A 26,074-nucleotide genomic window follows, 5' to 3' on the forward strand; every position below is an offset into this window, starting at 1 on the left:
ATCACCGTTGATGACGACTTACCAGTTCCACAGCGTACCGTCTTCTAAACGCGCTACCGGCAGGTAGGCCGGCTCGTAGGGATATTTCGCCGCCAGTTTTTCGTCAAACTCGATGCCCAGCCCCGGTTTTTCTCCCGGATGCATGTAGCCATCCTCAAACGTCCAACTGTGCGGGAACACTTCCAGCATCTGCTCGGAGTAGCCCATGTATTCCTGTACGCCAAAATTCGGCACCCAGAGATCGAAGTGCAGCGCGGCGGCCATGCAGATCGGTGACAAGTCGGACGGGCCGTGTGAGCCGGTACGAACCTGATACAGCGAGGCAAAATCGGCTATGCGGCGCATGCCAGAGATACCGCCCGCATGGGTAATGGTGGTGCGGATGTAGTCGATAAGCTGTTCTTCGATAAGTTGTTTACAATCCCAGATGCTGTTGAACACTTCCCCGACGGCAATCGGTGTTACCGTGTGCTGACGAATCAAGCGGAAGCATTCCTGATTTTCTGCTGGCGTAGGATCTTCCATCCAGAACAGGCGGTAGGGTTCGACACTTTTACCAAAGCGGGCTGCTTCAATCGGCGTCAGGCGGTGGTGCATGTCATGCAGCAGGTGTTCGTTGAAGCCGTATTTGTCACGCACCGCTTCGAACAGTTTCGGTGCGAAATCCAGGTATTTTTCCGTTGACCAAAATTGTTCTTCTGGCCAGTTCCCTTTGGTGGCGGGTTCATATGCCAGACCTTTGCCTTTTGCCATGCCGTAGGTGGTTTTCATTCCCGGCACGCCGCACTGCACGCGAATCGCTTTGAAGCCCATTTCACGGTGTTTGGCGTAATCATCCAGCGCTTCATCAACGCTGTGGCCGGTGGTGTGGCAGTACACCATTACCCCTGTGCGCGACGCGCCGCCCAGCAGTTGATACAGCGGCATGTTGGCAACCTTGCCTTTGATGTCCCACAGCGCCATGTCCACCGCCGAAATGGCTGACATGGTCACCGGGCCGCGACGCCAGTAGGCCCCTTTGTAGAAAAACTGCCAAATATCCTCAATCTGCTGCGCATCCCGCCCGATGAGCTGCGGGCAAACATGGTCTTTGAGGTAAGAAGCGACAGGAAGCTCACGTCCGTTCAGCGTGGCATCACCGATACCGGTCACACCGTCTTCGGTAGTGATTTTCAGGGTGACGAAATTACGCCCCGGACAGGTAACAAATACTTCAGCACTTACAATTTTCACGTCAATATCCTTTTACATCACGTTTTCTATGCTGACTACCATACAAGTAGATCTAGTATGAAAACATGAGCCAATTCACATTTAGACACGATGGAGGAAAATTGTTCGAAGGAGAATCAGTGGGTGCTGCCCGGCCAATACCGGGCGTTGTTAGCAGGCAGGACGAAGAGCGATACGGTTTTCTTCAATAAAATCAATGAAGAGTTTCACCATGGGGATTTGCGCACTGCGCTTGAGATAGCTGACAGCGAAAATGCGTGGCAACGGGGTTTCCAGCGGTGTGATGGTGATATCGTAGCCTTCGAGGCTCCCGGCGACCTGGGTGCACAAGAACACCACACAGTTCTGATTCATCACCAGATCCATGATGATATCGATATTACTGCATTCGCGGAAATAGCTGGGCTTCAGTCCCTGTTTTGCATAGGCATCAGAAACGATGGCATGCTCGCCGGTGCCTTTCTGCGGCACAATCAGCCGTGCCTGTGCCAGGGTTTCAAGGCTCAGCGTTTTGTGCTGCGCCAACGGATGATTGCTCGCCATCACGGCCACCAGTTGATCTTCATACAGCACCTGATGGGCAAACAGCGGATCGTCCTGATAGTCGGCAAACGGCGTGGAATAGGAGAAATGGAGATCGCCGTTACGCACCTTTTCTAACAAATCCATACTGACACCATCGATAAACGACATCTCAATGTTAGGATAGCGCCGCTGAAACTGGCTAAAAATTTCGTAATGCCGCAGACGATTGAATATCGGAAGCACACCCACTAACAATGCGCCATCGTGGCTGTCTTCATAACCACGAATAAATTGCTCAATATCGTAATATTCTCTAATTATGCCACGTATTTTTTTGGCAAATGCCTTACCAAAGGGGGTCAGAGAGAATTGGCGCGTAGTGCGATTTATCAGTTTTCTTTCTGTTTCCTGCTCCAGACGTGCTATCTCCTGCGAAAGAAACGCCTGGGAAATATTCAACGTTTTCGCTGCTTTGGTAAAACTACCAATGCGAATCAGCTCATGATAATAGACCAGGCGCTTAATATTTATCATTGATGCCTTAATTTATAATTAATAGATATAACTATTATATTAACACACAAAAAAACAAATGTGACAAGAGACACAAATAACAGGTTGCCGAACGTGCTTAAATGAATCCCGCACAACAAAACAATATATATTATTTATATGTGAATGCCAGGTTGCATAAATGGCATAGGGAACGTGCATCTCAATAAAACGATGTTAGCAGCATAAAGATATTTTTCATTATTCAGGTTATGCACAAGGGTGTGGCGCAAAGACACACATTGCCGCATGGCTGCATTCATCTGCAAAAATCGTATTCGCCTCTTTGATGAGCGAATAGCGCCCAACCTCTTTTTGGATGCGCTATTCGCGCGCGCCCTATTTCTGGGTAACCGAGGTTGGGAAATAATGCTTGTTAATCACTAAGGAATGATGATGTCTACCAACAATAAATCGATGGCGCTGTGCCTGCTTTGTACCTTAGGTTGCTTACCCGCTACTGCCGCTATTGCCGATGCGCCGTTACATACGTTGTCCATTAAGAAGAGTGTTCCATCGGTAAAATTGATCTCCAACGTGGTTTTCTCTCAGGTGCAAATGCGCGGCTATTCCAACGTGGCGCTGAAAATGGATATTTTGCAGCCTGAATCGCCCAACGCCCTGCCTGCCGTGCTGTTTGTCACCGGTGGCGGTTTTATTAACGCCAACAAGGATAACTACGTTCAGCAGCGTCTGGCGATGGCCGAAGCTGGCTATGTGGTTGCCAGCATGGAATACCGTGTAGCGCCGACCGTGCTGTTCCCCGCGCCGCTTGAAGATGTGAAATCAGCGGTGCGTTATCTGCGAGCACAGTCCGGAAAATTTGGCATTGATGGCGCGCATATTGCGGTATTCGGCGCGTCGGCTGGCGGCTATCTGGCCGCCTTTACCGGCACATCGAACGGCGACAAACAGTTTGATAAAGGGGAAAATCTGGATCAAAACAGTCAGGTGCAAGCGGTGATCGATTTCTACGGGCTCTCCGATTTGCTGCGCGTCGGCGAGGGCTTCCCCGATGAGGTGGTACAAAAACACACCTCCGCGTCCGCCACCGAGGCTATCTGGGTGAACGGTACTTCCGTGTTTAACGATGGCGGCCCGATCACACGCTATCCGGAACGCGCTGCCGCCGCTAACCCCATCAATTACATCAACAGCAATACCCCACCATTCCTGATTATGCACGGCACCAAGGACACCATTGTCTCACCACGCCAAACGGAAATACTGCATCAGGCATTATTACAAAAGGGCATTGATTCTACCTATTACTCGGTTAATAACGCCCAGCACGGCGGTGATTACTGGATGCAGCCAGAAATCATGAAAATTGTGATCCAGTTCCTGGATAAGCATTTAAAGGGCTAATTTTCACAATACAGTAACCTTTTCCCTTCTTTCTCGCGCCTGAATATTCAGGCGCGTTATCTTCCCGTAGATTCTGATACTTGTTCATCATGGTTTTCATCATTATTTATAAGCCGATCACACTATTTGCCGCTAATAAAAATGATTCTCAATTGACTCTATTACATTATTTACTTTTCATTCACACTCGCTCATGATATTTAATGACAAGCTATATTTATCTTCCTGAAATTTATAATAAATCCAGATAACTTTTATATTAATCTTCAAACCCGCAAATGTGATTTACTGCACACTCTAACCACTATGAGGTATGGTCAAATAAAACCCATAGGAAGCTCATGGTTTACGTGCGTCTTATATTTTTTATCGATAAAAAATTTCTGATGCCTGCTGGGTACCGATATAAAAAAGTTTTTGTTCACTGTCTCAGGGGAGTTCTTCCACGCTGCGTCACAATGAATCAGACATTACAAAAGCCAATCACCCGACGATTGTTCGGTACCGACATCAGCATGACTACATCAACTAGCATTCAATACTGAAGGTGATGTTATGGAAGATCATTCCCGCCGCCGATTTCTTGCCTACATGGGGAGTGCCATTTTTGTCACGGGCAGTTCCTCATTGGCGTTAGCAAATGAGGCTGCACCGCAAAATGCGACACCCGCTACCGGCGCCCCGAAAGGGGTACGTTATGGCATGCTGCACAACGAGTCACTGTGTATCGGCTGTAAAGCCTGTATCGGTGCCTGCAAAGAGACCAACAATGTCCCCGATGGCGTGACCCGCCTCGAGATCCTGACTTCGGTGAATATTCCGCGTACCTCGACCAGTCGTGCCGTGCGTCAATATTTCCGTAAATCCTGCCAGCATTGCGAAAACCCGCCGTGCGTTTCCGTGTGCCCGACCGGCGCGTCCTTTAAAGATGCGCTTACCGGCATCGTTGACGTCAACGACAAGCGCTGCGTGGGCTGTCGCTATTGCATCGCGGCCTGCCCTTACCACGTGCGCTTTATCAACCCGGTAACCAACACCGCCGACAAGTGCAACTTCTGCCGCGAGACCAACCTGGCCGCAGGTAAAAAACCGGCCTGCGTCGAGATCTGTCCGACCCACGCACTGGTGTTTGGTGATTTGAACGATCCGGCCAGCGATATTTCTCAGATGATCCTCGCGAACCCGACCTATCGTTCCAAAGTGTATCTGGGCACCGAACCGCAGCTCTATCGCATTCCTGGCAAACGCGGGGTAATCGACAATGCTTAATGCTTTCCACTTCGACACGCTGGTATGGGACTGGCCCATCGCCATCTATCTGCTTTTGGTGGGCATTTCCGCGGGCATGATCACCCTGACGATGCTGCTGAAATATTACGTGCCCGCCGAGTACAGCGGCAAAAACCCCATCGTTATCGCGACGGCTGTCGTGGCACCGTTGTCGGTAATGCTCGGTCTGATTATTCTGATCTTCCACCTGACACGCCCGATGACCTTCTGGTATCTGATGGTGTTCTATAACCCTGGCTCCATCATGTCACTCGGTGTGATGCTGTTTCAGGTCTACTTCGTGTTTATCATCCTGTGGCTGGTCAGCCTGTACCGCGATGAACTGCTGACGCTGGTGAGCAGGTTCAACAACGGTGGCCTGCTCTCTCTGGTGCGCAACCTGAGTGCCATTATCCAGAAACGTATCAGCTGGTTTGAGAACACGCTGCTGGTGCTGGCAATCCTGTTGGGCTGCTATACCGGCTTTCTGCTGTCGGCGCTCAAATCCTTCCCGATGCTGAACAACCCGGTGCTGCCGGTACTGTTTCTCGCCTCGGGCACCACCTCAGGCATTGCGGTGGCGCTGCTGGCCGGTGCCCTGAATCGCCGGTTTATCAGCGAACACCAGGGCACGCTGCACTTCATCCACAGGATTGAAAACCCGGTGGTGTTCGCCGAGCTCTTCCTGCTGTTCGCCTTCTTTGTCGGCTTGCTGTTGGGCGGCGGTCAGAAAACCCTGTCGGCCCACAACGCACTGACCGGTTTCTGGGGCGGCGTGTTCTGGATTGGGGTTATCGGCGTGGGCATTGCGGTTCCGCTGGTCGCCGGGCTCCTGAAGCGCCACGACAGGGCGCCAAGCCGCAAGCAGATGGCGTTTATGGCGGGTCTCAGTCTGCTCGGTGTGTTCCTGCTGCGTATGTTTGTCCTGTACGCCGGCCAGATGACAGTAGCCTGAATCATGAAGACGTCGTGGACCCTGTTCTGGATTGCATCCATCACTTTTTTCATGCAATCCGTCGACACGACGATGTTGTATATCGCACTGCCCGCCATTGCGGAGGCGCTTCACCAACCGGTGCTGCATATGGAGCTGATTGTTATCTCCTATGTTGTCACCGTGGTGGCCTTCACCCCCGTCAATGGCTGGATGGCGGAGCGACTGGGTGAACGTAACACCTACCTTGTCGCCATCGTCATTTTTATGACCGGCTCGCTGCTGTGTGTCACCGCGACCTCTATCGTCAGTCTGAGCGCGTTTCGGTTTATACAAGGGATCGGCGGCGCGTTAATGCTGCCGATAATCAGAACCATCATATTGAGGACCACGCCAGATACCATGAAACTTTTATTCCTCAACCGCATTACCCTGCTGGGGTTACTGGGCACCATGATTGGCCCGGTGGTGGGGAGTGTGATGGTCAATATGCTGTCGTGGCGTCTGATTTTTGTCCTTAACATTCCCCTGTGCCTGATGTGTCTGTGGCTGGCGAGAACCCATATTCCCGCCAACATGCAGGTTCCGCATTTTCGCGGGGATACCTGCAAGCTGATGCTGCTGGTCGGCATGCTGTTCCTGGGCACCTTTCTGCTGACAGCGATGCCGAAAAACATCATCAGCCTGCCGCTGAGCGCCGCATTGGCTCTCACTGGATTCGGCCTGGCATTCCTCTATTTCAAACGGGATATGCTTGCCACACGGCCTCAACCGCGCGAAAACCTGTTTACCATTAAAACGTTTTCCATCGGCGTGACCAGCGGTATCGTCACGCGCGTGTTACTCTCTTCAATCCCGGTGGTGATGTCGCTGATGTTGCAAACCCAATTGGCGTATGAGCCCGCCACCGTCAGCCTGATTTTGCTGCTGTTTTCCAGCGGTGCCCTGCTGTCTAAACTGGGCTTTGAGCCGCTGATCAAACGGATTGGCTACCGTAAGCTGCTGCTGCACACCACGGTCTTTACCTCACTGTGTATTTTTGCCATGGGTGCCGCAGTGCAGGAGAACGCAACGGTATTCATCGGCCTTATTGCGGTGCTGCTCGGCATTCTGATTTCGACGCTGCATTCCGCAGAGAGCACGCTGGCCTTCAGCAACCTGAGTCACCATACCTATAACAACGGCAATAACATTATGACGGTGACTCAGTTGCTGTCCATTATGGTAAGCATGGCATTGACCTTTCCCATGCTGCGTTTTCTTGGCCGGATGGAGAGCGCTATTAATGTAAACAGCTTCAGCTTGTTATTTATTTTACTCGGTATCGGATTACCCATTTGCTGTTTTATATTCATGCATCTTAATGAAGATGACGGTCAACATTTTATTCATGGGAGATAAAGGAGAGCACGCGCAATAATTTTTCCGTTCAATATCACATTGAATATTTATACACTTTTTATTGGAACCGTTGATATGAAAACATTTCAGGGTACGGCAGCCTTTTGTCTGCTGATTGCATCAGGCTTCGCTTTTGCAGACGGCGATTTTAAAGCAGGCACCTATTCTTCCGCCAGCACCGGTATCGGTGGCGACGTGACTGTCACACTCGATGTTGATGCACAAGGGAAAATCAGTAAAGCCACGGTTGACGCGCCTTCTGAAACCCCAGAAGTAGGTGGAGAAGCGGCAAAAGTGTTGGCTAAAAGCTTCGTTGAAAAACAGAGCGTCAACATTGATGGCGTGTCTGGTGCTACCTTAACCAGCGAAGCCGCATTAGAAGCTGCGGGTAACGCGTATAACCAAGCGAAAGTCACTAAATAACTGTTATTTATTTCTCGCAGCCGCGCTGCACAATGAATAGTTAAATTAAACATTCCTGCTGAATAATACCGGCAGGATAGCGACTACGCGTTATTCCTTTTTTACCTTAAAAAGGATAACGCGAGCATGGCCCCCTTTTGCCAAAAACAAGATGGGGAATAATAAGAGTAAAACCATCGCATCAATATTTTTATTACAACCATTGAGAGTGGAGAGTATATGAAAATAGTCAGGAGAACGCTGATCGCAGCCGCCTGCTTATCCCTGTTGGGGACCGGCGCTGCTAATGCAGAAACTATCGTAAAAACGGCTGACGTGGTGATTATCGGCGCAGGGGCTTCAGGCACCTCCGCCACCATGGCGGCCGCCGAAAAAGGCGCGAAAGTTATTCTGCTGGAAAAACAAGGTGTGGTTGGCGGCACCGGGAATTTTGCGGAAGGGATCTTCGCCGCAAACAGTTCCATGCAAAAACGTCAGGGGATTATCGTAACCCCGGACATGGCGTTCAAAACCATCATGGAATACAGCCACTGGCTGGCTAACCCGTTCGTGGTTCGCGCGTTTGTTAACCGCTCTGCCGATACCATCGAATGGGTGAAATCCAAGGGCATCAAGTTCGAATACATCGGTCCTGGGGGGCCAGGCGGGATGTTGACCTGGCACGTTATCGACGGACCGGGCCATGGTCGTTTCCTGATCAAAACCTTCCATGAGCAGTTCAAAAGCATGGATGTCACCACCATGGTGAAAACCGCCGGTAAAGACCTGATCGTGAAAGACGGCAAAGTCACTGGCGTGACGGCGCAAGACGAGCAAGGCAACACCATCCAGATCGATGCCAAAGCGGTTATCGTCGCCACCGGTGGTTATGCCAACAACAAAGAGATGCTGCAAAAATACGTCGCCTTCCCGGATACCATCATGGTGGGTAACGTCGGTAAAGATGGCGACGGGATCAAAATGGCCTGGAAAGCCGGTGCCAAAGATGAAGGGATGGGCGTACTGCAAGCATACCGCCCTGGCCTGCCGGACTATGCGCCGAACTCCCACATGCTGGCCGCTGCGCGTCAACCCTACCTGTGGGTTGATACCCATGGCCGCCGTTTTACCGATGAATCCAACGTCATCATTTGGCCTCACTCCGGTAATGCGCTCTCCAAAGCGGGCGGCATCATGTACTCCATATTTGATGAAACCTCACGTAAACATTACGTAGAAGACGGTATCGATGTGCCGATCGGTGAATGGGTTATCGCCAACACCAAGCTCACCAAATTTGACGATGAGTTTGATAAAGAACTCCAGAAAAATCGCGGTTTTGTCTACAAGGCACAAACGCTGGACGCACTGGCTAAAGCCATGGGCGTTGACGCCAGCGTGCTGAAAGAGACGATCGATCAGAACAACGTCTTTGCCGCGCAAAAACGTGATGAAGTGTTCAACAAGAACATGGATTACCTGCGTCCGGTGAAAACCGGGCCGTTCTATGCCGTTAAAATGCAGCCTGCCGCACTCGGCACGCTGGGTGGCGTGAAAATTAACGAGAAGATGCAGGCCATCAACAAGGACGGCAATGCCATCCCAGGTCTGTATGTCACCGGTAATGACGCAGGCGGCATGTATGGCGACACTTACGATCTGCTGTTAGGCGGCGGCACCTTCGGTTTCGCCCTGAACTCAGGCCGTATTGCCGCAGAAAGCGCGTTGGATTACATGCACTTCAAGAAACAATAAGTGTGTTCGCTGGCAACCTGCGCCCTTAGGGGCAGGTTGCTCTTTTCCCTACCCCGCCTTACGAAACGTCAGATTAAACCGGTAATCCTCCGTTCCTGCTTTGATGGCCTGCACACCGTGAAAACGCAGGCGTGACGGCCCGCCCCACACCAGCACATCGCCCTGCGTCAGCGGGATACGCTGCACGGCGTCACTGCGCTGCATACCACCAAACTGGAAGATAGCCGGTAACCCCAGCGACACAGAAACAATCGGCTGCGAAAAATCCCGCTCATTTTTATCCTGATGCAGTGACATCCGGCTGCCCACCGCATAGCGGTTCATCAGGCACGCATCGGCAACAAAGTCTGGGAATCCGGCTTCGTGCGCGGCCTGTTGCGCCAGTTGAGCAAACAGCACCGGCATCGCGGGCCAGGGCACGCCCGTGAGGGGATCGTGAGACGTATAGCGATAACCCAGCGCATCCGTCACCCAGCCCAGCGAACCACAATTGCTCATGGCGGCCGACATGACAAAACCGCCCGGCGTAGTCATCTGTCGAAACGGCGCCACGCGCGTCAGTTGGTCAATCATCTGCATTAACGTGGGTGCACATTCAGCGGCAAATCCGCGCAGCACCACTGCGCCCGGTGCCAGCGTCTGGGTCCAGCGCGGTGTGCCCTCGAGCGCGAACAGATCATCCGTCATGAGATTCCTTAGCCTCGCTCTCCAGCAGTTGGCGTTTACGCGCGATGCCCCACCGATAGCCCGACAAGGCACCATCGGTGCGAATCACTCGATGGCAAGGAACAATAATCGCCAAACGATTGGCGGCGCAAGCCCCCGCCACCGCACGCACCGCGTCCGGCTGACCAATCTTTTCAGCGACGTCGCGGTAGCTGAGCGTGGTTCCCAGAGGAATGTCTCGCAGAGCCTGCCAGACACGCAGTTGAAACGCGGTGCCGCGAATATCGAGCGGTAACGTCATCGGCGCGCCCGGTGAATCAATCACACTGACCACCAGCGCCATACGCTGCTCAAACGCGGCATCGCCTTCAACCAAGGTCGCATTGGCAAACAGAGCGTGCAGCTCGTTTATCAATGCAGTAGCATCATCGCCCAGTAATACGGCGCAGACCCCGCGCTCGCTCTCAGCCACCAGCACAGTCCCCAGCGAACACGGTGCGATAGCAAAATGGATCGTCATGCCCTGTCCCTTATGTTTAAAACTGCGCGGCGGCATGCCCAGCAGTTGATGAGATTCCTGATAAAACTGCTCGCTGGAATGAAAACCCGCCGCTAATGCGGCTTGCGTTACCGGCGCATCACCGCTTAACAACGCGCGCACACGCTGACCGCGCAACGCAGCAGCGTAGCGTTTTGGCGTCACGCCAACCTGGGCTTTAAACAGCCGGTGAAAATGGTAGGGACTGATACCCACAGCGCTTGCCACCTGAGCCAGCGTCAGCGATGTCTCGGCCTGCGCCATCAGTTGGCAGGCGTGCTCAATGGCCGCACATTGCCGTTGCTCACGAGACGGATTTCCTGGGCGGCAGCGTTTACAGGGCCGGAACCCGGCCTGCTGAGCCGCCTCGGCATCGGCAAAGAACTGCACGTTTTCCCGCAGCGGCAACCGGGATGCGCAGGAGGGCATGCAGAAGATTCCCGTGGTTTTAACGCCATAGACAAAGCGACCATCAGCCTGTTTATCGCGTCTACACAGGGCATCCCACCAGCTATTTTCACCAGCAGCAGGCTCTTGCTCAGGAAAAGCGCGCGCATTTGTCGACATCATTCACCTCGCAGTCTCTGGTCCTAAAAGATATCTCACCCTAGCGGTTACGTCTGGTAAATACCTGCCTGATTCTTGCTTTCTCATTCCAGAAACGCATCGCAGGATGACAACCCGTATTCACTCTTTTATGCTGCAAGTTCGCCCCTTTCTCTCACGTTCAGGATCAAGTATGTCATACCCGCAGCCGGTATTATGGAATACGGCACAGAGCGTGCATCTGGCATGCGAACATCTGCGCACGCTCGGGCCGCGCTGGCAAGCGCTGCTGGACCACATCGGTGAATGCCAGCACCAAACGCACCCGCATCGTGAACCCTATGAAGCGCTGATGCGCGCCGTGGCTTACCAACAGCTCACCACCCGCGCGGGTGATGCCATGATCCGCCGCCTGTTGGAGGGTTTTAGCCCTGACGGGCAGGCATTTCCTTCCGCTGAGCAGATTGCCGCCAGTGAAAAAGACGCACTGCGCCAATGCGGTTTCTCAACGCGCAAGGCGGAGACGCTGCACTTGATTGCACAGGGTGCACGCGACGGTGTAGTGCCCACGCGAGAACAGGCGTTGACCATGGACGACGACACGCTCATCGAACGGTTATCGACGTTGAAAGGCATTGGTCGCTGGACGGTTGAAATGTATTTGATCTATGGATTGGAACGAATGGATATCATGCCATTGGACGATCTCGGCATCCGCTTAGGGTTGAGCTATGTGCATCAATGCGATGCAATACCCTCGCGCCGAGCATTGGCGGAACTCAGTCTGCCGTGCCAGCCTTACCGCACCGTCGCCGCCTGGTATTTATGGCGCAGCCCGATGATGCCAGACTACGCCGATTTCAAAAGCCGATTGAAAACCAGCAACCGTAAAGGCTAATGGCATTAGCGGGTGCGTGATGCGGCGGGCGACTTCCCACATTCACTGTCACTGCGCGTCATAAACCGGGCGCGCAGTTTGTCGTATACCCAGTTATACGCCACGGTATACGGCAGGAAAAACAGGAAAAAGCCGATCTCTACCATCAACGCTTGCCACAGCGTGATCTCCAGCATCCAGGCTGCGACCGGCAACCCGAACAGGATAAAACCGCCCTCAAAGCCTAATCCGTGCAAGATACGCACTTTGGCACCGCGTGCCACGCGTGATACCGGCCACAGGCGATCGAAAAGGGCGTTGTAGATGATATTCCACACCATGGCGATGCTGGAGAGCATAATCGCCAATGCGCCCATGGAAAACAGCGGCTTGTTAAACAGCCAGGCACCAATGGGGGCCGTGATCAACAGAGCAACGATTTCGTAGCCGACAGCATGAAACACACGCTCACCCACGCTTCGGCGTTGTACCGCGGTTGTTTGTCTCTTTGCTGCGTTAGATTGCATACATCACCACACTTTTATTCATCAATTTGGTATTGGGTCAATTAACAAAACAGGCGGTGGAGAAAGCCTCTCACCGCTTGACGATGGCAGGTTATATCGTTATTACTGGAAGAGTGAAATTAATATCCATCGATAAAATCGATGGACTTGAGAAGAGAGCGGTGATGCGATATTCCCCCGAATCCCTGATTGCCTTTGTTACCGCTGCACAAACCGGCTCCTTCTCCGCCGCTGCGCGCCAGTTACGCAAAAGCCAATCCACCGTGAGCGCGGCGATTGCCAACCTCGAAGCCGATCTCGGTTTGGTACTGTTCGATCGTTCCGGGCACCAACCGCGACTGACCGATGATGGTCATAAGGTGCGGGTGCACGTTCAGGCCATTCTTGCTGCCAGCGACACGCTGGATGCGCTGGCGGTGCGCCTGGCTAACCGCATTGAGCCGCGCCTGACCTTTGTGTTGTCGGATATGTGGAAAGCGGATCATTATGATCCCTTGCTGCACGCGTTTTCTGCCCGTTTTCCTGATATCGAATTCGAGTGTCTGATCGCCGAGGATGAGGATGCCATCGACCTGCTTCAGGCGCAGCGTGCGCACATGGGCGTGATTCGCACCCAACCACAGTATCCGACAGAAATCAGCGCCTCGCGGTTGCACGTTAAAACCGAAATGACCCTCTTTGTTGCCGCACAGCATGCGTTGGCACAGCAGCCGTCTGTCACGCCGCAGCAGTTGGCAACGGTACGCCAGCTTTGTCTGAATACCTATACACGCAATCAGCGTCAGCCAGAGGAAGGCGTCATCTGGTCTGCCCCTTCTTACCTTATGCTACTGGAAATGGCAGAACAGGGGTTTGGCTGGAGCATCCTGCCACGTTGGTTGGTCGCCCAGTTTGGTCATCAGATATTGGTGGAACTCTCGGTGGCAGGTTGGCCGCAACTGATTGAAATGGATGTGGTGTGGTCAAAACAGTATCCGCCAGGACCGGCAGGGTTTTGGATGATTGATAATTTGCTGATGCAAAAAGATCCGACCTTGTCCTGAAATAGATGAGACCTTGATAGATCATCGCAGACCGACTATTTTCATAGCGACGCGATAAAAAAACCACATTATTTAAAGGGAAAATAAGTCGATAAATTTACTTATTTTTATTAAACAAGTTACGCAATATAATAAGCATCAATGTCCACCTGGCGCATTATTGCATTTTCGCCATTTTCACTGCGTTTTTTTTATCGCCCAGGATGTACAAACCCGCCGATTCAATGCAAAAACTGTGATATACCAAAGTGGTACGTCGCGCCAGAAACCCCTACCATGGTCAGGATAATTGTGCTAATGCATGACTGAAAAATTGCACATAAAAATGATAACCATATGCAAGACAGAAAGTCTTCAAAGGATACCGAATCTTTCTTTTAATTTGTTGCAAGTGAGAAAAACATGTCGAATAAACCATTTTATTATCAAGAACCTTTTCCGCTAAGCAAAGACAACACCCAATATCGCCTGATCAGCAGCGATTATGTTTCCATCACCCAGTTTGAAGGCGAAGAGATCCTGAAGATCGACCCGCAGGCGTTGACCCTGCTGGCACAACAGGCCTTCCACGATGCATCGTTTATGCTGCGTCCGGCTCACCAACAGCAAGTGGCTGATATCCTGCACGATCCGGAGGCGAGCGAAAACGACAAATACGTTGCGCTGCAATTCCTGCGCAACTCGGAAATTGCCGCCAAGGGCATTTTGCCGACCTGCCAGGATACCGGTACCGCGATCATCGTCGGTAAAAAAGGCCAACGGGTCTGGACGGGGAGCAATGACGCCGAAGCGCTGTCACGCGGCGTGTATAACACCTTTATTGAAGATAACCTGCGCTATTCGCAGAACGCCGCACTGGATATGTACAAGGAAGTCAATACCGGCACCAACCTGCCGGCCCAAATCGACCTGTACAGTACGGAAGGGGCGGAATACAAATTCCTGTTTGTCACCAAAGGGGGCGGTTCTGCCAACAAGACCTACCTTTATCAGGAAACCAAAGCGCTGCTGACGCCAGAAAAACTGAAAAACTATCTGGTAGAAAAAATGCGCTCACTGGGCACCGCCGCCTGCCCGCCGTACCACGTCGCTTTTGTTGTCGGCGGTACCTCCGCGGAAAGTACGCTGAAAACCGTGAAGCTGGCTTCCACCAAATACTACGATACGCTGCCTACCAGCGGCAATGAACATGGGCAAGCCTTCCGCGACGTCGAACTGGAAAATGAATTGCTGAGAGCGGCACAGGATCTGGGGTTAGGCGCACAGTTCGGCGGTAAATATTTCGCTCACGATATCCGCGTTATTCGTCTGCCGCGTCACGGCGCTTCCTGCCCGGTTGGCATGGGCGTTTCCTGCTCCGCTGACCGCAACATCAAGGCGAAAATCAACCGCGATGGCATCTGGCTGGAGCAGTTAGAGCAGAACCCTGGCAAATACATTCCTGAGTCTCTGCGTGAGGCCGGGGAAGGTGAAGCGGTCAAGATCGATCTTAACCAACCGATGGAACAGATCCTGAAAACGCTGTCTCAGTATCCGGTTTCCACGCGTCTCTCTCTGTCCGGTACCATTATTGTGGCGCGCGATATTGCTCACGCCAAACTCAAAGAGCGCATCGACAACGGTGAAGGGTTGCCACAATACGTGAAAGATCACCCGATTTACTACGCGGGCCCGGCCAAAACGCCGGAAGGCTATGCTTCCGGTTCATTGGGGCCAACCACCGCAGGGCGCATGGACTCCTACGTTGATCTGTTGCAAGCCAACGGCGGCAGCAAAATCATGCTGGCGAAGGGCAACCGTAGCCAGCAGGTGACCGACGCCTGCCATAAACACGGCGGTTTCTATCTCGGCAGCATTGGCGGCCCGGCAGCGATTCTGGCGCAGAACAGCATCAAGAGCCTGACCTGTGTTGAATATCCCGAATTGGGTATGGAAGCGATTTGGAAAATCGAAGTGGAAGACTTCCCGGCGTTCATTCTGGTGGATGACAAGGGGAATGACTTCTTTCAGGTGATCCAATCGAACAAGTGCACTCGCTGCGCGTAGGGTTGTTGTTTTAGCATGGCACCAGATATCTTTTGATGTTAACCCGCGTTGAATGACGCTGAGGAAACGGGTAACGCCAGGATGAGCGGATCTTTATGCAGACATAGGCGTCATATTTCGTGCGCGAACCTGTTCGCCTCTCTCTGCTAACCGCGTGGCACGCGCCCGACACGGGGTGTGCAGTCGCCCACACCCCGTGACCCCGCGCTTTTTGCGGAATAACGCCGCTTCGCGGTGCCTTCAGAAAAAGCTGTCGCCGGACGGACCGCTCCCGACGCGTTCCCTACGCGGCGGGAGCTTTCGCCGCATCCATGCGGCTCATCCTGGCGCCATCTTCTTCTTCAGCGTTATTCGACGCGGAACGTCAACCCCTTATCGCTCATACTCCCATTATTAAAGATGCATTTTAAATACATTTTTATAGCTATTCTTTGTCAGGCTTTATAAACTACCCGCAACGCGGTAAAACGCGATAAGAATGTATAAGCTCTCCGAGGTGTATGATGCAAAACCTGATCTGTTATAAAACCCTACCGCAGTGGAATGCACAGACGCTGCCCGCCGCGTTTCAAGAAAAACACAACACGCAAGTGGGTACATGGGCCAAGCTGACCGTCCTGAAAGGAGAGCTGACGTTCGCCATGCTGCATGAAGATGGCTCAGTGATTGAGACCTACCAATTTACCGAACAGAACCAGCCGCCGTTTGTTGAACCGCAAGCCTGGCACCGTATCGTCAGTGCCTCAGCGGATTTGGAGTGTCAGTTAGCGTTTTACTGCACCGCCGAAGACTATTACGCCAAAAAACACGGCCTGACGGCAACCCACTCCGAAGTGGTGGCGGCACTGGAGCAAATACCGGCGGGCAAAGCGCTCGATCTTGGTTGCGGTGGCGGCAGAAACGCCCTTTACATGAACCTGCGCGGGTTTGACGTTACTGCATATGACAAAAATCTCAACAGCATCTCGTCGCTGAAAGATATCATCAACGGCGAAAACCTCTCCGGCATTCGCGCCAGCCTGTACGACATTAATAAAGCCGCGCTAGACGAACAGTATGACCTGATCATCTCCACCGTGGTGTTGATGTTTTTGGAGCGCGAGCGCATTCCTTTTATCGTGCGTAACTTGCAGGAATGCACCGTAGAGGGCGGCTATAACCTGATCGTGGCAGCCATGTCCACCGAGGATTTCCCCTGCCCGCTGCCTTTCTCCTTCACCTTCCAGCACAACGAACTGCGTGAGTATTACGCCGGGTGGGATATCCTGAAATACAACGAAGAGGTGGGTGAGTTGCATAAAACCGACGAGAATGGCAATCGCATCAAACTGCGCTTCGCCACCTTACTGGCAAGAAAAACGCAGCCCAGCGCGTAAGGCGCACAGACTGCGTTTTTAGGGGCCGGTCTCACCGGCCCAAGAAGAGCGATCAGCTGGCTTTGCGTTCCGCTGCCTGACGGTAGGCGACCAAATCTTCGATGGTCAGTACCGGCATACCGTGCTGTTTGGCAAAGGCGATCACTTCCGGCGCACGCGCCATGGAGCCGTCATCATTGGTCAGTTCACACAGCACAGCGGCCGGTTTGAAACCTGCCAGCGTTGCCAGATCGACAGACGCTTCGGTATGACCACCGCGAGTCAGTACGCCGCCCGGTTGAGCGCGCAGCGGGAAGACGTGGCCAGGGCGATTCAGATCGCTTGCGCGAGCGTCATCGGCAATGGCAGCGCGAACGGTTGTCATACGGTCAGACGCAGACACACCGGTCGTCACGCCTTCGGCAGCTTCAATGGTGACAGTAAAGCCGGTTTGATAGTGGCTGGTGTTATGCTCGACCATCATGGGCAGTTCCAGTTGACGGCGGCGCTCTTCGGTCAGGCACAGGCAGACGATACCGCTACCGTAGCGAATGGTCATCGCCATTTGCTCAACGGTCATGTTCTCGGCGGCAAATACCATGTCGCCTTCGTTTTCGCGGTCTTCGTCGTCCAACACCATAACACCAACGCCTTGACGCAGCGCTTCAAGCGCACGTTCAACGCGTTCAGATGGTGTGCCAAATGCAGAAAGTAATGTCTGATTCATGGTAAAAAAACCTCATGTTTATTATGGATTACCAGAACCAGGGCGAGCTTGAGGAGTAACCATTGCGACGAATGCGTGTCAATACGCACCGGGCAATGACTAACAAAATAACGCGAGTGGGCATAAACCCAACAGGATACCGTTACTCTCTCCCATCCGGACTATAACCGTCGGCCCCGGAATTTCACCGGATCTGCTGACCTCGCCACGCATATCGATAATAAATTATTGATAACGTTACGGCGAGCGCTCGCGGGCTTCCAGACGAAAGCACGATGTTTTAACACCCTGCGCTGTCTGGTTTACCGCCGGTGGGGAATTACACCCCGCCCTGAGAAGTAAGCGTGGTAACTATAACCCTATTGCCTGAGCGGGGCAATTAGCGCAATGGATAAAATGTGATATCTGCTAGCCTATTTGTAAAATTTTTCTTTAAGAATCCGACACAAAGCATTACAGGGCGAGTTTTGGTTTATCCCTTTTCATTCACGCATTACACTGACAGTACAGATGACACGAACCTATCAGGAAAACGGCATGATTGACCCGAAAAAGATTGAGCAAATTGCGCGCCAGGTGCATGAATCCATGCCAAAAGGCATACGTGAGTTGGGCGAAGACGCCGAGAAAAAAATTCGCCAGGTGCTGCAAGCGCAGTTCACCAAGCTGGATCTGGTGAACCGCGAAGAGTTCGATGTACAAACGCAGGTTTTGCTGCGCACCCGTGAAAAGCTGGCGCGACTGGAACAGCGTTTAACCGAACTGGAAGCCAGGCTGGACGCGGAAAAAACCGCAACGGCTGAACAGCAGCCCTCGTAAGCTGCCCGGCTTCATCACCAGTACCGGCCACCCGTTGGCCGGTACTGGTGCGGTTATTCTGCTGCCAGTTGCTGTGACTTACGCGGTAAACCCCACCACAACACAGCGAACATAATCAACGCATAGAGCGATTTAGCCCCCACCATCACCAACAGTGCGCAGCACAATACACTGCCGATAACCGCCATCAGGCGGGCCCGACCTTTCAACAACCGGCACCCAGCCAGCATGCACAGCAGATAAACCAGAACAAAAATGCCATTGGCATAAACGATCAGCGTCGCTAAAGGCAAAGATAGCCAGTAAATCAGCAGACAACAGACCATGCTACACAGCACCACCGCCGACAGCGCACTGAGTGGCACCTGGGCTCGCGAAAGCCTCCCCAAACGACTCCCCGGCGCTGCCTGCGACCACACCAGTCGCGCAAAGCCTTGGGTGTATATGTTCACGCTGGCAAAGCACGCCAGATAACCGACGAGGCAGGCGGCCCAATAGATCCACTGGCTGGCAAACAGGTCCGCGACAATACTCAACAGCAGCGAGGTCGGGGGGATATCACTGCCATAGACATTCAACTGCAAAATCGCCACGGTACAGCCCCAATAGACGATGCCAGCAATCAGCATGCCGATCATCAACGCGCGTGGGAAATCACGCTCGGGATTGCGAAACTCGGTGGAAAGGTGAGCAAACGCTTCCAGCCCGACAAAACACCAAAACATCACGGCGAGTGAATCAAAGGTGTTCGGCCAAGAGACAGCACTCAGTGCAGGCCAGGCGATATGCGTGGGATTGATCTCTCCGCCCCACCAAATGGCGGCGACCAGCAGCACCACCAGCACGGCAATCAACGTTTGAATGGAAGCACTTGAGCCCGCGCTGCGTGACCCAAGCAGCCAAATGGCGACCAGCGTCAACAGTTGCACCGCCAATATGCCCATCCTGCTGTGGCCGATAAACGGCGCCCAAAATTCAGCGGCAATTTGCAGCGCAGCAGGCAACCCCAGTGGGATCACGGAAAGAAACAGCCAGCGCGTCACGCGGGCCAGACGTGGACCAAACGCCAGGTTGACAAAGTGAGCCGCCCCACCGGCATTCGGAAAATGCTGTCCTAACGCGGCAAAGCCAATGGCAATCGGAAACACCAACACAATCAGCAGCGGCCAGGCCCACAGGCTGTCGTTACCCGACAGTTGCGCCACAATGGCGGGCACCGCAAACACACCGGTACCCAGTAGCGAAGTGGAAAGCAGCCCCACTCCCTGAATCACCCCCAGATCCTGCTTTAACCCATTGCTACTCGCCACGTCAACTCACCCTATCCCCTGAAAAAACAAAGCCTCCACGTAGGAGGCTTTGCGGTTACACCATCACGTTTATCCATGAGTCCGCAGCACATCACGAATACGGCCCTTGTAGGCTTCAACTTTCTGCGGCGTCATTAAACGGCGCTCATCATCCAGCACCACGCCGCCAACGTCATCGGCAATGCGCTGTGCAGATTGCAGCATCAGTTTGAAGTTCTGGCTCGCGTCACCGTAGGAAGGCACCATCATGAAAATGGAGACACCCGGCGTGGAGAACTCGGCCATATCGTCGATACTGAATGAGCCGGGTTTCACCATGTTGGCCAGGCTGAACAGCACCGGCCCTGCGCCCGCAGGATTAACATGGCGATGGAAAATATTCATTTCACCGAACTGGAACCCTGCCTGCAACACGCTTTGCAGCAGCACTTCACCGCCAATGATACTGCCCTGATGAGCAGCGACGTGCAGCACCAGCACCGTTTCTTGCGCTGTACTGCTCGCATTTTGCACGTGCGGTTGGTCAGTATCCCGTTCGGACGCGTCTTGCTCTGCGGCCTGCACGTCAACGTGCGGTGCAGGCGCTACCGGGGCTGGGTGCAAAGGCGCAGCGCGATCGTCCTGTGCAACGCGGTCGGCGTGCACCTCAGGCGCCGAGCGTGGCGCGGTGGTCGCCCCTAACAACGGATCGTAATCGGTACGAACGTGTTCGGCCGCGGAAGCGAAAGGCGATGAGGATGCAGATGGCGGTGCAGGCTCACTGAACGTTCCCAATGCCGGTTCTTCCTCTGCACGAGTTCGCGTGACTCTGACTTCGCCGACCCCTTCATCAAGCTCCTCAAGCGGCGCAGCATCTTCTCGCTTCTGCTTTTGCTTAAGGCGTTTCACCGGACGGTCACGAAAAAGGGACGAGCGCTCTTTACGGCTCGTCCACAAGCCGTGAAGCAGTAGCGCAATTATAGCGATCGCGCCCACAACGATTAATATCAGACGCAAGTCCTGCATCATTGCTATCCCAGTTAATTCAATTTATTGCCACCGCGGCAACTTTTTCGTACCCCTAACTCTATTTGCCTGCGTACACAAGTGCAAGCCTGCACAGTATTTTATAGGAATAAAGATATACCGGGCGCACTTTTTTGCTTTTTTTTCGTCCAAAGGGTCACTGGTCAGCAGAAAATCATCCCGATATGATGCAGATCACACAAACTATCCCGATCGCATCAAAGATCCGGATCACCCCAACACTGAGGAACAGGATGTCATGGTAACCCCGTCCCCCGCTACGCCACCGCGTTCAGGCATTTACTATTTTGCACAAGGTTGGCAACTGATGTCGCTGCCGGGTATACGGCGCTTTGTCATCATTCCCCTGCTGCTCAACGTGCTGTTGATGGGCGGTGCCTTTTGGTGGCTGTTTTCCCGCATGGGAGAATGGATTGCCCGGCTGATGGGCCATGTGCCGGAGTGGCTGCAATGGTTAAGCTACCTGCTATGGCCGCTCGCCGTCATTTCTATCCTGTTGGTATTTGGCTATTTTTTCAGCACCATTGCCAATTTTATCGCGGCACCGTTTAACGGACTGCTGGCCGAGCAACTTGAGGCGCGGCTGACCGGAAAGGCCCTGCCGGATAGCGGCGTAATGGGCATGGTTAAAGATATCCCGCGTATCATGAAGCGCGAAGTGCAGAAGCTCGCCTATTACCTGCCGCGCGCCATCGTGCTGTTGTTGCTGTATCTTATTCCCGGCATCGGGCAAACCGTGGCACCGCTGCTGTGGTTCGGGTTCAGCGCGTGGATGTTGGCCATTCAGTATTGCGATTATCCCTTCGACAATCACAAAATCAGCTTTCCCGCCATGCGCGAAGCGTTACGACGTCATAAACTCAATAACTTGCAGTTCGGCGCGCTGGTCAGTGTGTTCACGCTGGTGCCGTTCCTGAATTTGGTGGTGATGCCCGTCGCCGTCTGCGGTGCAACCGCATTGTGGGTAGACAGGTATCGTCATCTTTCGGTATCTGCGGGAACGCGGTAGTTTTTTCCGACTGTAATGAAAAGATATTTCTTAAGAACATAACGATATAGCAATTCTTTCCTTCCCTGAAAGGGAGGAGTGAGTATGCTCTATCTTGTTGGTAAAAATTTCATACAGTTATAAGGACTGGCCATGAGCAAAATCTATGAAGATAACTCCTACACCATCGGCCACTCGCCGCTGGTTCGCCTGAACCGTATCGGTAATGGACGAATTCTGGCAAAAGTGGAATCGCGCAACCCCAGTTTCAGCGTTAAATGCCGTATCGGCGCGAACCTGATTTGGGATGCGGAAAAACGCGGCATATTGAAACCTGGCGTTGAACTGGTCGAACCGACAAGCGGTAACACCGGTATTGCTCTGGCCTACGTTGCTGCGGCCCGCGGGTACAAATTGACCCTGACCATGCCAGAAACCATGAGCATTGAGCGGCGCAAACTGTTGAAAGCGCTGGGTGCCAAACTGGTACTGACCGAAGGCGCGAAAGGCATGAAAGGGGCCATCGCCAAGGCAGAAGAGATTGTTGCCAGCGACCCGAACCGTTTCCTGTTGCTGCAACAGTTCAGCAACCCGGCTAACCCTGAAATTCATGAAAAAACCACCGGCCCGGAAATCTGGGAAGACACCGATGGTGAAGTGGACGTGTTTATCTCCGGTGTTGGTACCGGCGGTACGTTGACCGGCGTCAGCCGTTTTATCAAGAATACCAAAGGCAAAGCTATTACCACCGTGGCGGTTGAACCCGTTGATTCTCCGGTGATCACGCAAGCGTTGGCAGGGGAAGAAATCAAGCCTGGCCCGCACAAGATCCAAGGGATCGGCGCCGGTTTCATTCCCGGTAACCTCGATCTGTCTCTGGTGGATCGCGTTGAGCGCGTTTCTAACGAAGAAGCTATATCAACCGCGCGTCGCCTAATGGAAGAAGAAGGTATCCTGGCCGGGATCTCTTCCGGTGCTGCCGTGGCTGCCGCGCTGAATTTGCTGAAAGAACCCGCGTTTGAAGGCAAAACCATCGTGGTGATTCTGCCCTCCTCCGGTGAGCGTTATCTCAGTACTGCGCTGTTTGCCGATCTGTTCACAGAACAAGAATTGCAGCAGTAATCCTTCGTTACATTGACGGCATAAAAGCACCTTCACAGGTGCTTTTTTTGTGGTCGGGTTCAAAGTTTATACCCATCAATGATTGCTTTTTTGGTCCAGGTTTAGTATTTAACCGAACAATTATTTTGATGCGCGAAATTAATAACCGTAACATCGTACCCTGTTCCTGCTGATGGCAATGCCCCCGTTTTTTAACACAGTGGCAGCAACGTTATCGGACACTGGGCTGGAATGCGGTGCTATTTGGCGTATATATTCAAGGAAGGCGTTTCGTCTGAACCTTGCCGCATCAAAGGCGACCCCGTAACATAAATGGGGCTGACCTAACAGACTAAAGTTGGGTAAATACACTAAACTTTAGTTCCACAACACGAATCCAAACCATAGTTGGGGAAAACAGAATGTTCCAGCAAGAAGTTACTATTACCGCTCCGAATGGCCTGCACACCCGTCCTGCGGCTCAGTTTGTTAAAGAAGCCAAAGGGTTTACCAGCGAAATTACCGTTACCTCCAACGGAAAAAGCGCCAGCGCAAAAAGTTTATTTAAGCTTCAGACCCTTGGCCTGACGCAAGGCACTGTCGTTACCCTTTCCGCAGAAGGTGAAGACGAGCAAAAAGCCGTTGAACATCTGGTTAAGCTGATGGCCGAACTTGAGTAATCGGCAGGCTTTTCGTGTGAACATCAGTTTCGAGTGAAGGTAGGGTTATGATTTCAGGCATATTAGTATCACCCGGTTTTGCTTTCGGTAACGCACTGTTATTGAAGGAAGACGAAATCGTCATCAGCCGGAAGAAAATTACTGCTGAAGACGTTGAACAAGAAATCGAACGTTTTCTGAGTGGCCGGTCCAAGGCTTCCGCACAGTTGGAAGCTGTCAAGACCAAAGCAGGTGCAACCCTGGGCGCTGAGAAAGAAGCCATCTTCGAAGGGCACATCATGCTGCTTGAAGATGAAGAGTTCGAGCAGGAAATCATAGCCCTGATCAAAAAGGACCATCACTCTGCCGATGCGGCAGCCTACTCGGTTATTGAGAATCAGGCGAAAGCGTTGGAAGAACTGGACGATGAATACCTGAAAGAGCGCGCTGCCGACATGCGCGATATCGGTAAACGCCTGCTGAGAAACATTCTCGGTATGCCGATTATCGATCTTGGCGATATTCAGGAAGAGTCTATCCTGATCGCCACCGATTTGACGCCATCAGAAACCGCACAGTTGAACCTGGACAAGGTGCTGGGTTTTATTACCGATCTCGGCGGCCGGACCTCCCACACCTCCATCATGGCGCGTTCTCTGGAGCTGCCCGCGATTGTCGGCACCTCTGATGCCACGAAACAGGTGAAAAACGGCGATTATCTGATTCTGGATGGCGTGAACAACAAGATTTATCAGAACCCGACGCCGGACGTTATCGAACAGTTGAAAGCGCTGGAAGCACAGTACTACGCTGAAAAAGATGCGTTGGCAAAACTGAAGGATTTGCCTGCCATCACGCTCGACGGGCACCAGGTAGAAGTGTGCGCCAACATCGGTACCGTGCGTGACGTTGCCGGTGCCGAGCGCAACGGCGCAGAAGGTGTTGGCTTGTACCGCACCGAATTCCTGTTTATGGACCGCGATGCGTTCCCGACAGAAGAAGAGCAGTTCCAGGCCTACAAGGCCGTGGCGGAAGCCGTGGGGGCGCAGGCGGTTATCGTGCGCACCATGGATATCGGCGGCGACAAAGATCTGCCTTACATGAACCTGCCGAAGGAAGAGAACCCGTTCCTTGGCTGGCGTGCAATTCGTATCTGTCTCGATCGTAAAGAAATTCTTCACGCACAGCTGCGCGCTATTTTACGCGCATCGGTGTTTGGCAAGCTGCGTATCATGTTCCCGATGATCATTTCCGTGGAAGAAGTGCGTGCGCTGAAAGCCGAACTGGAACTGCTGAAATCGCAGTTGAGAGCGGAAGGGAAGGCCTTCGATGAGAGCATCGAGGTGGGCGTAATGGTTGAAACACCGGCTGCGGCCGCCATTGCCAACCATCTGGCGAAAGAAGTGGACTTTTTTAGTATTGGGACAAATGACTTAACCCAGTATACTCTGGCAGTTGATCGCGGTAATGAGCTTATCTCTCATCTCTATAACCCGATGTCGCCAGCGGTATTGCGTTTGATCAAGCAAGTCATTGACGCATCTCATGCCGAAGGCAAATGGACGGGGATGTGCGGCGAGCTCGCTGGTGACGAACGTGCTACACTGCTATTATTGGGTATGGGTTTGGATGAATTCAGCATGAGTGCAATCTCAATTCCTGGCATCAAGAAGATCATTCGTAATGCAAATTACGACGATGCCAAAGCGTTGGCAGAACAAGCGCTCTCCCAGCCCACAGCGCAAGAACTGAGCGATGTAGTGAGCCGATTCATCAAAGAAAAAACGCTCTGCTGATTCTGCTATGCTGACCCAATATTAATGATTAGGAGAAGATCATGGGTTTGTTCGATAAACTGAAATCTCTGGTATCTGATGACAAAAAAGATACTGGCAGCATTGAAATCATTGCACCGCTGTCTGGTGAAATCGTCAATATCGAAGACGTTCCTGACGTTGTTTTTGCTGAAAAAATTGTCGGGGACGGTATTGCCATTAAACCGACTGGCAACAAGATGGTGGCGCCGGTTGATGGCACCATCGGCAAGATTTTTGAAACTAACCATGCATTCTCTATCGAATCCGACAGCGGAATTGAGCTGTTCGTCCACTTCGGCATTGATACCGTTGAGCTGAAAGGCGAAGGCTTTAAACGCATCGCGGAAGAAGGCCAACACGTGAAGAAAGGCGATCTGGTCATTGAATTCGATCTGGCGCTGTTGGAAGAAAAGGCCAAATCGACGTTGACGCCGGTGGTTATCTCCAACATGGACGAAATCAAAGAGCTGACCAAGTTGAGCGGCACCGTTGTTGTCGGTGAAACACCGGTTATCCGTATCAAGAAGTAACGCTTTTCTGAGTACAGCACCTCATACCAGCCCACGGTCAGTACGTTGACTGTGGGTTTT

General features: G+C 52.7%; 24 protein-coding genes and 1 riboswitch. Of the genes, 16 read left to right on the forward strand and 8 right to left on the reverse strand.

The window, feature by feature from the left end:
- Positions 1-18 precede the first annotated feature (18 nt).
- Positions 19-1,233: a D-mannonate dehydratase ManD gene (gene manD / locus J5067_RS10585; RefSeq protein ID WP_264644268.1), complete on the reverse strand. Its 1,215-nt coding sequence runs from the start codon at positions 1,231-1,233 to the stop codon at positions 19-21.
- 150 nt (positions 1,234-1,383) lie between these two features.
- Positions 1,384-2,292 carry a LysR family transcriptional regulator gene (locus tag J5067_RS10590; RefSeq protein ID WP_264644267.1) on the reverse strand — a complete coding sequence of 303 codons (909 nt, stop codon included), beginning with the start codon at positions 2,290-2,292 and terminating at the stop codon, positions 1,384-1,386.
- Positions 2,293-2,706: 414 nt separating this feature from the next.
- On the opposite strand from J5067_RS10590, the gene J5067_RS10595 reads away from it, so the two are divergent.
- From J5067_RS10595 to J5067_RS10620, 6 genes are all read left to right on the forward strand, one after another.
- On the forward strand, positions 2,707-3,678 hold the full coding sequence (locus J5067_RS10595) for an alpha/beta hydrolase (protein WP_264644266.1): 972 nt from the start codon (positions 2,707-2,709) through the stop codon (positions 3,676-3,678).
- A gap of 555 nt (positions 3,679-4,233) precedes the next feature.
- Positions 4,234-4,947 (forward strand): 4Fe-4S dicluster domain-containing protein, encoded by a 714-nt coding sequence (locus J5067_RS10600; RefSeq protein ID WP_264644265.1) that lies wholly within the window; start codon positions 4,234-4,236, stop codon positions 4,945-4,947.
- Entirely contained in the window at positions 4,940-5,902 is a 963-nt protein-coding gene (nrfD, locus tag J5067_RS10605) for a cytochrome c nitrite reductase subunit NrfD (protein WP_264651076.1), read from the forward strand. The genes J5067_RS10600 and nrfD overlap by 8 nt, the downstream gene beginning before the upstream one ends.
- Positions 5,903-5,905: 3 nt before the next feature.
- Positions 5,906-7,282 carry an MFS transporter gene (locus J5067_RS10610; RefSeq protein ID WP_264651077.1) on the forward strand — a complete coding sequence of 459 codons (1,377 nt, stop codon included), beginning with the start codon at positions 5,906-5,908 and terminating at the stop codon, positions 7,280-7,282.
- 75 nt (positions 7,283-7,357) lie between these two features.
- Positions 7,358-7,705 (forward strand): FMN-binding protein, encoded by a 348-nt coding sequence (locus J5067_RS10615; protein WP_264644262.1) that lies wholly within the window; start codon positions 7,358-7,360, stop codon positions 7,703-7,705.
- Between the two features lie 219 nt (positions 7,706-7,924).
- Positions 7,925-9,439 (forward strand): FAD-dependent oxidoreductase, encoded by a 1,515-nt coding sequence (locus J5067_RS10620; RefSeq protein ID WP_264644261.1) that lies wholly within the window; start codon positions 7,925-7,927, stop codon positions 9,437-9,439.
- Between the two features lie 48 nt (positions 9,440-9,487).
- Here the strand turns inward: J5067_RS10620 and alkB are convergent, their stop codons facing one another.
- Positions 9,488-10,126, reverse strand: coding sequence for a DNA oxidative demethylase AlkB (gene alkB, locus J5067_RS10625; protein WP_264651078.1), 639 nt, complete (start codon positions 10,124-10,126; stop codon positions 9,488-9,490).
- Positions 10,116-11,213, reverse strand: a complete 1,098-nt coding sequence (gene ada / locus J5067_RS10630; RefSeq protein WP_264651079.1) for a bifunctional DNA-binding transcriptional regulator/O6-methylguanine-DNA methyltransferase Ada — start codon at positions 11,211-11,213, stop codon at positions 10,116-10,118. Before ada ends, alkB begins: the two co-directional genes overlap by 11 nt.
- Positions 11,214-11,382: 169 nt before the next feature.
- On the opposite strand from ada, the gene J5067_RS10635 reads away from it, so the two are divergent.
- Complete coding sequence (locus J5067_RS10635) at positions 11,383-12,087, forward strand: DNA-3-methyladenine glycosylase (protein WP_264651080.1); 705 nt, start codon at positions 11,383-11,385, stop codon at positions 12,085-12,087.
- A 5-nt stretch (positions 12,088-12,092) separates the two neighbouring features.
- On the opposite strand, the gene J5067_RS10640 is transcribed toward J5067_RS10635, so the two are convergent.
- Positions 12,093-12,593, reverse strand: a complete 501-nt coding sequence (locus J5067_RS10640) for a multidrug/biocide efflux PACE transporter (protein WP_264644257.1) — start codon at positions 12,591-12,593, stop codon at positions 12,093-12,095.
- A gap of 164 nt (positions 12,594-12,757) precedes the next feature.
- Here J5067_RS10640 and J5067_RS10645 point away from each other — a divergent pair, with 164 nt between their 5' ends.
- The 3 genes from J5067_RS10645 to tehB all read left to right on the forward strand — a co-directional run bounded on the left by J5067_RS10645 (position 12,758) and on the right by tehB (position 17,058).
- The gene (locus tag J5067_RS10645; protein WP_264651081.1) at positions 12,758-13,636 is read left to right on the forward strand and encodes a LysR family transcriptional regulator; all 879 of its coding nucleotides are present in this window, start codon (positions 12,758-12,760) and stop codon (positions 13,634-13,636) included.
- A 402-nt stretch (positions 13,637-14,038) separates the two neighbouring features.
- Complete coding sequence (gene fumA, locus J5067_RS10650) at positions 14,039-15,682, forward strand: class I fumarate hydratase FumA (protein WP_264644255.1); 1,644 nt, start codon at positions 14,039-14,041, stop codon at positions 15,680-15,682.
- 503 nt (positions 15,683-16,185) lie between these two features.
- Positions 16,186-17,058, forward strand: coding sequence for an SAM-dependent methyltransferase TehB (gene tehB, locus J5067_RS10655; RefSeq protein WP_264644379.1), 873 nt, complete (start codon positions 16,186-16,188; stop codon positions 17,056-17,058).
- 52 nt (positions 17,059-17,110) lie between these two features.
- Here tehB and ribB read toward each other — a convergent pair whose 3' ends face one another.
- Positions 17,111-17,764, reverse strand: coding sequence for a 3,4-dihydroxy-2-butanone-4-phosphate synthase (ribB, locus tag J5067_RS10660; protein WP_264644254.1), 654 nt, complete (start codon positions 17,762-17,764; stop codon positions 17,111-17,113).
- A 140-nt stretch (positions 17,765-17,904) separates the two neighbouring features.
- Positions 17,905-18,108, reverse strand: a riboswitch (FMN riboswitch).
- A 193-nt stretch (positions 18,109-18,301) separates the two neighbouring features.
- Here ribB and J5067_RS10665 point away from each other — a divergent pair.
- Positions 18,302-18,583 carry an accessory factor UbiK family protein gene (locus tag J5067_RS10665; protein ID WP_264644253.1) on the forward strand — a complete coding sequence of 94 codons (282 nt, stop codon included), beginning with the start codon at positions 18,302-18,304 and terminating at the stop codon, positions 18,581-18,583.
- A gap of 53 nt (positions 18,584-18,636) precedes the next feature.
- On the opposite strand, the gene yjeH is transcribed toward J5067_RS10665, so the two are convergent.
- Both yjeH and zipA read right to left on the reverse strand, forming a co-directional pair.
- Positions 18,637-19,893, reverse strand: coding sequence for an L-methionine/branched-chain amino acid transporter (gene yjeH / locus J5067_RS10670; RefSeq protein WP_264644252.1), 1,257 nt, complete (start codon positions 19,891-19,893; stop codon positions 18,637-18,639).
- A 69-nt stretch (positions 19,894-19,962) separates the two neighbouring features.
- Entirely contained in the window at positions 19,963-20,901 is a 939-nt protein-coding gene (gene zipA, locus J5067_RS10675) for a cell division protein ZipA (RefSeq protein ID WP_264651082.1), read from the reverse strand.
- A 256-nt stretch (positions 20,902-21,157) separates the two neighbouring features.
- Between zipA and cysZ the strand changes: the two genes are divergently transcribed.
- The 5 genes from cysZ to crr all read left to right on the forward strand — a co-directional run bounded on the left by cysZ (position 21,158) and on the right by crr (position 26,014).
- Positions 21,158-21,928: a sulfate transporter CysZ gene (gene cysZ, locus J5067_RS10680; RefSeq protein ID WP_264644250.1), complete on the forward strand. Its 771-nt coding sequence runs from the start codon at positions 21,158-21,160 to the stop codon at positions 21,926-21,928.
- Positions 21,929-22,060: 132 nt separating this feature from the next.
- The gene (cysK, locus tag J5067_RS10685; protein ID WP_264644249.1) at positions 22,061-23,029 is read left to right on the forward strand and encodes a cysteine synthase A; all 969 of its coding nucleotides are present in this window, start codon (positions 22,061-22,063) and stop codon (positions 23,027-23,029) included.
- A 401-nt stretch (positions 23,030-23,430) separates the two neighbouring features.
- Complete coding sequence (ptsH, locus tag J5067_RS10690; RefSeq protein WP_002913505.1) at positions 23,431-23,688, forward strand: phosphocarrier protein Hpr; 258 nt, start codon at positions 23,431-23,433, stop codon at positions 23,686-23,688.
- A gap of 47 nt (positions 23,689-23,735) precedes the next feature.
- A complete protein-coding gene (ptsI, locus tag J5067_RS10695) occupies positions 23,736-25,463 on the forward strand; it encodes a phosphoenolpyruvate-protein phosphotransferase PtsI (RefSeq protein WP_264651083.1) in 1,728 nt (575 codons plus the stop codon).
- Positions 25,464-25,504: 41 nt separating this feature from the next.
- The gene (crr, locus tag J5067_RS10700; RefSeq protein WP_196908569.1) at positions 25,505-26,014 is read left to right on the forward strand and encodes a PTS glucose transporter subunit IIA; all 510 of its coding nucleotides are present in this window, start codon (positions 25,505-25,507) and stop codon (positions 26,012-26,014) included.
- Positions 26,015-26,074 lie beyond the last annotated feature (60 nt).

This window comes from Candidatus Symbiopectobacterium sp. NZEC151 (assembly GCF_025962655.1).
Lineage (GTDB): Bacteria > Pseudomonadota > Gammaproteobacteria > Enterobacterales > Enterobacteriaceae > Symbiopectobacterium.

What these genes read in the sequence shown, in the direction of transcription:
- J5067_RS10635 (WP_264651080.1), top strand. Translation starts at nt 11,383, where the DNA reads ATGTCATACCCGCAGCCGGTATTATGGAATACGGCACAGAGCGTGCAT.
- ptsI (WP_264651083.1), top strand. Translation starts at nt 23,736, where the DNA reads ATGATTTCAGGCATATTAGTATCACCCGGTTTTGCTTTCGGTAACGCA.
- cysK (WP_264644249.1), top strand. Translation starts at nt 22,061, where the DNA reads ATGAGCAAAATCTATGAAGATAACTCCTACACCATCGGCCACTCGCCG.
- J5067_RS10600 (WP_264644265.1), top strand. Translation starts at nt 4,234, where the DNA reads ATGGAAGATCATTCCCGCCGCCGATTTCTTGCCTACATGGGGAGTGCC.
- crr (WP_196908569.1), top strand. Translation starts at nt 25,505, where the DNA reads ATGGGTTTGTTCGATAAACTGAAATCTCTGGTATCTGATGACAAAAAA.
- fumA (WP_264644255.1), top strand. Translation starts at nt 14,039, where the DNA reads ATGTCGAATAAACCATTTTATTATCAAGAACCTTTTCCGCTAAGCAAA.
- zipA (WP_264651082.1), bottom strand. Translation starts at nt 20,901, where the DNA reads ATGATGCAGGACTTGCGTCTGATATTAATCGTTGTGGGCGCGATCGCT.
- J5067_RS10645 (WP_264651081.1), top strand. Translation starts at nt 12,758, where the DNA reads ATGCGATATTCCCCCGAATCCCTGATTGCCTTTGTTACCGCTGCACAA.
- nrfD (WP_264651076.1), top strand. Translation starts at nt 4,940, where the DNA reads ATGCTTAATGCTTTCCACTTCGACACGCTGGTATGGGACTGGCCCATC.
- ribB (WP_264644254.1), bottom strand. Translation starts at nt 17,764, where the DNA reads ATGAATCAGACATTACTTTCTGCATTTGGCACACCATCTGAACGCGTT.
- ada (WP_264651079.1), bottom strand. Translation starts at nt 11,213, where the DNA reads ATGATGTCGACAAATGCGCGCGCTTTTCCTGAGCAAGAGCCTGCTGCT.
- J5067_RS10615 (WP_264644262.1), top strand. Translation starts at nt 7,358, where the DNA reads ATGAAAACATTTCAGGGTACGGCAGCCTTTTGTCTGCTGATTGCATCA.
- alkB (WP_264651078.1), bottom strand. Translation starts at nt 10,126, where the DNA reads ATGACGGATGATCTGTTCGCGCTCGAGGGCACACCGCGCTGGACCCAG.
- tehB (WP_264644379.1), top strand. Translation starts at nt 16,186, where the DNA reads ATGCAAAACCTGATCTGTTATAAAACCCTACCGCAGTGGAATGCACAG.
- cysZ (WP_264644250.1), top strand. Translation starts at nt 21,158, where the DNA reads ATGGTAACCCCGTCCCCCGCTACGCCACCGCGTTCAGGCATTTACTAT.
- J5067_RS10610 (WP_264651077.1), top strand. Translation starts at nt 5,906, where the DNA reads ATGAAGACGTCGTGGACCCTGTTCTGGATTGCATCCATCACTTTTTTC.
- J5067_RS10595 (WP_264644266.1), top strand. Translation starts at nt 2,707, where the DNA reads ATGTCTACCAACAATAAATCGATGGCGCTGTGCCTGCTTTGTACCTTA.
- ptsH (WP_002913505.1), top strand. Translation starts at nt 23,431, where the DNA reads ATGTTCCAGCAAGAAGTTACTATTACCGCTCCGAATGGCCTGCACACC.
- J5067_RS10590 (WP_264644267.1), bottom strand. Translation starts at nt 2,292, where the DNA reads ATGATAAATATTAAGCGCCTGGTCTATTATCATGAGCTGATTCGCATT.
- J5067_RS10665 (WP_264644253.1), top strand. Translation starts at nt 18,302, where the DNA reads ATGATTGACCCGAAAAAGATTGAGCAAATTGCGCGCCAGGTGCATGAA.
- J5067_RS10640 (WP_264644257.1), bottom strand. Translation starts at nt 12,593, where the DNA reads ATGCAATCTAACGCAGCAAAGAGACAAACAACCGCGGTACAACGCCGA.
- J5067_RS10620 (WP_264644261.1), top strand. Translation starts at nt 7,925, where the DNA reads ATGAAAATAGTCAGGAGAACGCTGATCGCAGCCGCCTGCTTATCCCTG.